This is a genomic window from Streptomyces sp. SBT349, assembly GCF_001083795.1.
Lineage (GTDB): Bacteria > Actinomycetota > Actinomycetes > Streptomycetales > Streptomycetaceae > Streptomyces.
In genome coordinates this window covers 1-2952 of sequence record NZ_LAVK01000561.1, presented here as the reverse complement: position 1 = coordinate 2952, position 2952 = coordinate 1, and the positions used below count along the sequence as shown (strand labels likewise).

The following is a 2952-nucleotide window of genomic DNA, read 5'->3' as shown; positions in this document are numbered from 1 at the left end:
GGTGGTTTGGTGGGCGGTCGGGAACCGCTGGGGCGGGTGGGCGCCTACCGTCCGGCGCATGAGCGGCATCGAGGAGATCATCGGTCGGGTCCGGCGTGAGCTGGACGGTGAGTTGAGGGAGCGGGTCCGCAGGGAGCTGGCCCTGCGACCGCGCGACTGGCTCGTCGACCAGTTGCTCGGCCAGGCGCTCGGGGACGCCGCCTCCCCGGTGCCGACGCCGCGGTCCCCCGCCGCCCGGGCGGGCGAGCCGGGCCTGGATGTGGCCGCCCTCGCCGAACTCGTCGAGCGCTTCCGGTCGTTCACCCGGGAACGGCTGGAGGCCGAGGGCCACTTGATCGGCCCCCCGGCCAAGGGCGGCGAGCTGATCGGGCCCGATCGCAGGTCACCGACGGGCGCGGAGCTGCTGCACGAGGCCAAGGACCTGCTGCACGCCCTGCTCTTCGGCGCGGCGGAGGACGGGGTCTATCTGAACCGCGTCGCCCGCGAGCTGCTGACCGTCACCGTGCCGCGCGAGAAGGCGCACAGCATCGCGTTCGCGCTCCGCGCCGCGACGGAAGCGGGCGCGAACGGCACGTGGCGCGACCCGGCGGGCCCCGCCGCCCCGGCGCACAACCAGCGCGCGCCGAATACGTTGTTCGAGGTCGCCTACGGCGAGGTCACCGAGGAACTGGTGGGCCACGGCATCGCGGCCTGCCTGAAGGTGATCAACAACCTGGAGATCAACGAGCCCGTCCTCTACGCCAGGACGGAGAGCGTCGCGGAGATCGACACCGGCCCGGAGTGACCCACGGCACCCGTTCCCGCCCGGCGCGCGGCGCAGATGGGGGCGACGGTCGCCGCCCCCCTCGGACGTGTGCCCCTGGGCCGTTCACCGTCACCCCCCGCGGGTGGTCAGTCCGCTCTGCCCGCCCGAGCCTGCGGGCTCTCCCCGCCGCCGCGCAAGGGCTCCTCGCTGTCCCGGACAGCGAGTCCCTGTCCGGCCTGGTCAGAGCGGTCGGCTCAGGACGTGTCCGCGGCGGAGGCCGTGTCCGCGGGGGCTCGTGCCGGGGGGCGGTGGCGGTCCATGTCGCGCCATTCGGGGCGCAGGGCCGTCAGGTTGGTGGTGAGGAAGTACGCGGCGGCCCCCACCACCAGCGCCGGGGCGAGGCCGACGGCCGCCACCGCCGCGCCCGCCACCAGGCCGCCGAACGGCATGCCCGCCCAGGACAGGGCGCTGGTGAGGCCGGTGACCCGGCCGATCAGCGGGCGGGGTATGCGTTCGTAGATCACCGCGCCCAGGATGGGGTTGAGGAACCCGGCGCCGAAGCCGGAGACGGCGGCCACGGCCACCACCGAGGACAGCGGCAGCCCCGCCGAAGCGTCGAGGGCAAGGATCAGGAAGCGCGGCGCCCCCGCCAGCAGGAATCCGGCGAAGAAGACCAGCCTGCGCCGCAGCCGGTGCGCGATCGCCGCGGCGATGAGGCTGCCGGCCACGGCGGCCATCCCGGCCGCGCTGGACACGATGCCCAGCCCCACGGGCCCCGCGCCCGACTCCCGCGCCCACACCGGCAGCAGCACGCTCATCAGCGCCGCGTCCAGGAGGTTGGTGACGGCGACCATCACCACGACGGTCAGCAGGAGCCGGTCCGCGCGCAGGAACGCGAGCCCCTCGCCGAGGCTGCGCCAGTACCCGGGCCCCTGCCGTTCGCGCCCGGCGCCGCGCCCCATGTCCGCGGGGAGGGTCGCTGCGATCACGAGCGAGCCGAGGGCGAAGCAGACCGCGTTGGCGGCCAGGCCCGCCGGCGCGCCCATCCCCGCCACCAGCGCCCCTCCGGCGGCCGGTCCGACGGTGGAGGCGAGGCGTTCGATCACGCCGGAGAGGCCGGTGGCCCGTTCGAGGGGAACGCCGCACCGGTCGGCGGCCTCGGGCACCATGACGGCCTTGGCCAGGTCGCCGGGGCCGCGGGCGCCGCCGACGACGGCGACCAGGAGGAGCAGCAGCCAGAACGGGAGCGCCTCGGCCAGGTGCAGCAGCGGGATGACGCCGACGGCGGCGGCGCTGACCAGGTCGGTGCTCCAGGAGACCAGGCGCGGTCCCGCCCGGTCGACCTGGGGCCCGGCCAGTGCCTTGGCCAGCGCGTAGGGGGCCAGTTCGGCGAAGGCGACCAGTCCCGTCTGGACCGCGCTGCCGCTGCTGACGAGCACGAACCAGGGCAGCGCGACGGCCGAGACCCGCGTGCCGGTGTGGGACACGGCGAGGGCGGCGAGGACCCCGGCCAGCGGGCGCATCCGGCCGCGCGCGCCCGGCCGCGCCGCCCGCACGCCCCCGTCCCGCGCCCCCGCGGGCGCGGCGGTCACGGCTGGTCGTCCAGGTCGGGCAGGAAGTGCGTCATGATCGAGACGCGCCTGGCGCCGGGCGGCGCCGCGTTCGCGCTCGCGGTGGCCTCGGAGGTGTGACGGGCGATGAGAGCGCCCAGTTCATCCTTCAGGCGCGTCGCCTGGTCCGGGGTGAGATAGAGGAACCGGTCGCTGAGGGTGAAGACGTCTCGCCAGGGTTCGGGCATGGTCTCCAGCTCGTTGAGCGCCTCCTGGACGCGCACCGCGTAGGCGGCGGCGACCGAGCGCAGGTAGGTCATGGTGGCCTCGGGCTCGCGCTCGCTCAGCTCCCGCCCCTTGAGCCGGGTGGCCCGGTGGACCGAGCGCCACCAGCGGTCGCGGGCGTTGCCCCGTTGCGCGTCCTCCTCCACGAAGCCCGCCGCGTCGAGCTGCCGCAGGTGGTAGCTGGTGGCGCCGGAGGTCAGGCCGAGGCGCCGGGCGAGCTGGGTCGCGGTCGCGGGGCCGAAGCGCCGGAGGAGTCCGAGGAGTTGAACACGCACGGGGTGGGCGAGGGCGCGCAGGCCGCGTGCGTCGAGGACGACGTCGTGCGCGGCCTCGTGCGCGGCCTCGGGCGGGGTGCCGGTGCCGGTGCCGGTC

General features: G+C 75.9%; 3 protein-coding genes. 1 reads left to right on the top strand and 2 read right to left on the bottom strand.

Annotated features, from left to right (window positions below; genetic code table 11):
• Window positions 1–58 precede the first annotated feature (58 nt).
• Window positions 59–784, top strand: coding sequence for a hypothetical protein (locus ADY01_RS34580; RefSeq protein WP_049580744.1), 726 nt, complete (start codon window positions 59–61; stop codon window positions 782–784).
• Between the two features lie 215 nt (window positions 785–999).
• Here the strand turns inward: ADY01_RS34580 and ADY01_RS34575 are convergent, their stop codons facing one another.
• Both ADY01_RS34575 and ADY01_RS34570 read right to left on the bottom strand, forming a co-directional pair.
• A complete protein-coding gene (locus ADY01_RS34575; protein WP_049580745.1) occupies window positions 1000–2268 on the bottom strand; it encodes an MFS transporter in 1269 nt (422 codons plus the stop codon).
• Between the two features lie 65 nt (window positions 2269–2333).
• Window positions 2334–2876, bottom strand: coding sequence for an ArsR/SmtB family transcription factor (locus ADY01_RS34570; RefSeq protein ID WP_053171522.1), 543 nt, complete (start codon window positions 2874–2876; stop codon window positions 2334–2336).
• Window positions 2877–2952 lie beyond the last annotated feature (76 nt).

Excerpts from the sequence above, each read along its gene's own strand:
- ADY01_RS34580 (WP_049580744.1), top strand. The coding sequence starts at position 59 with ATGAGCGGCATCGAGGAGATCATCGGTCGGGTCCGGCGTGAGCTGGAC.
- ADY01_RS34575 (WP_049580745.1), bottom strand. The coding sequence starts at position 2,268 with ATGCGCCCGCTGGCCGGGGTCCTCGCCGCCCTCGCCGTGTCCCACACC.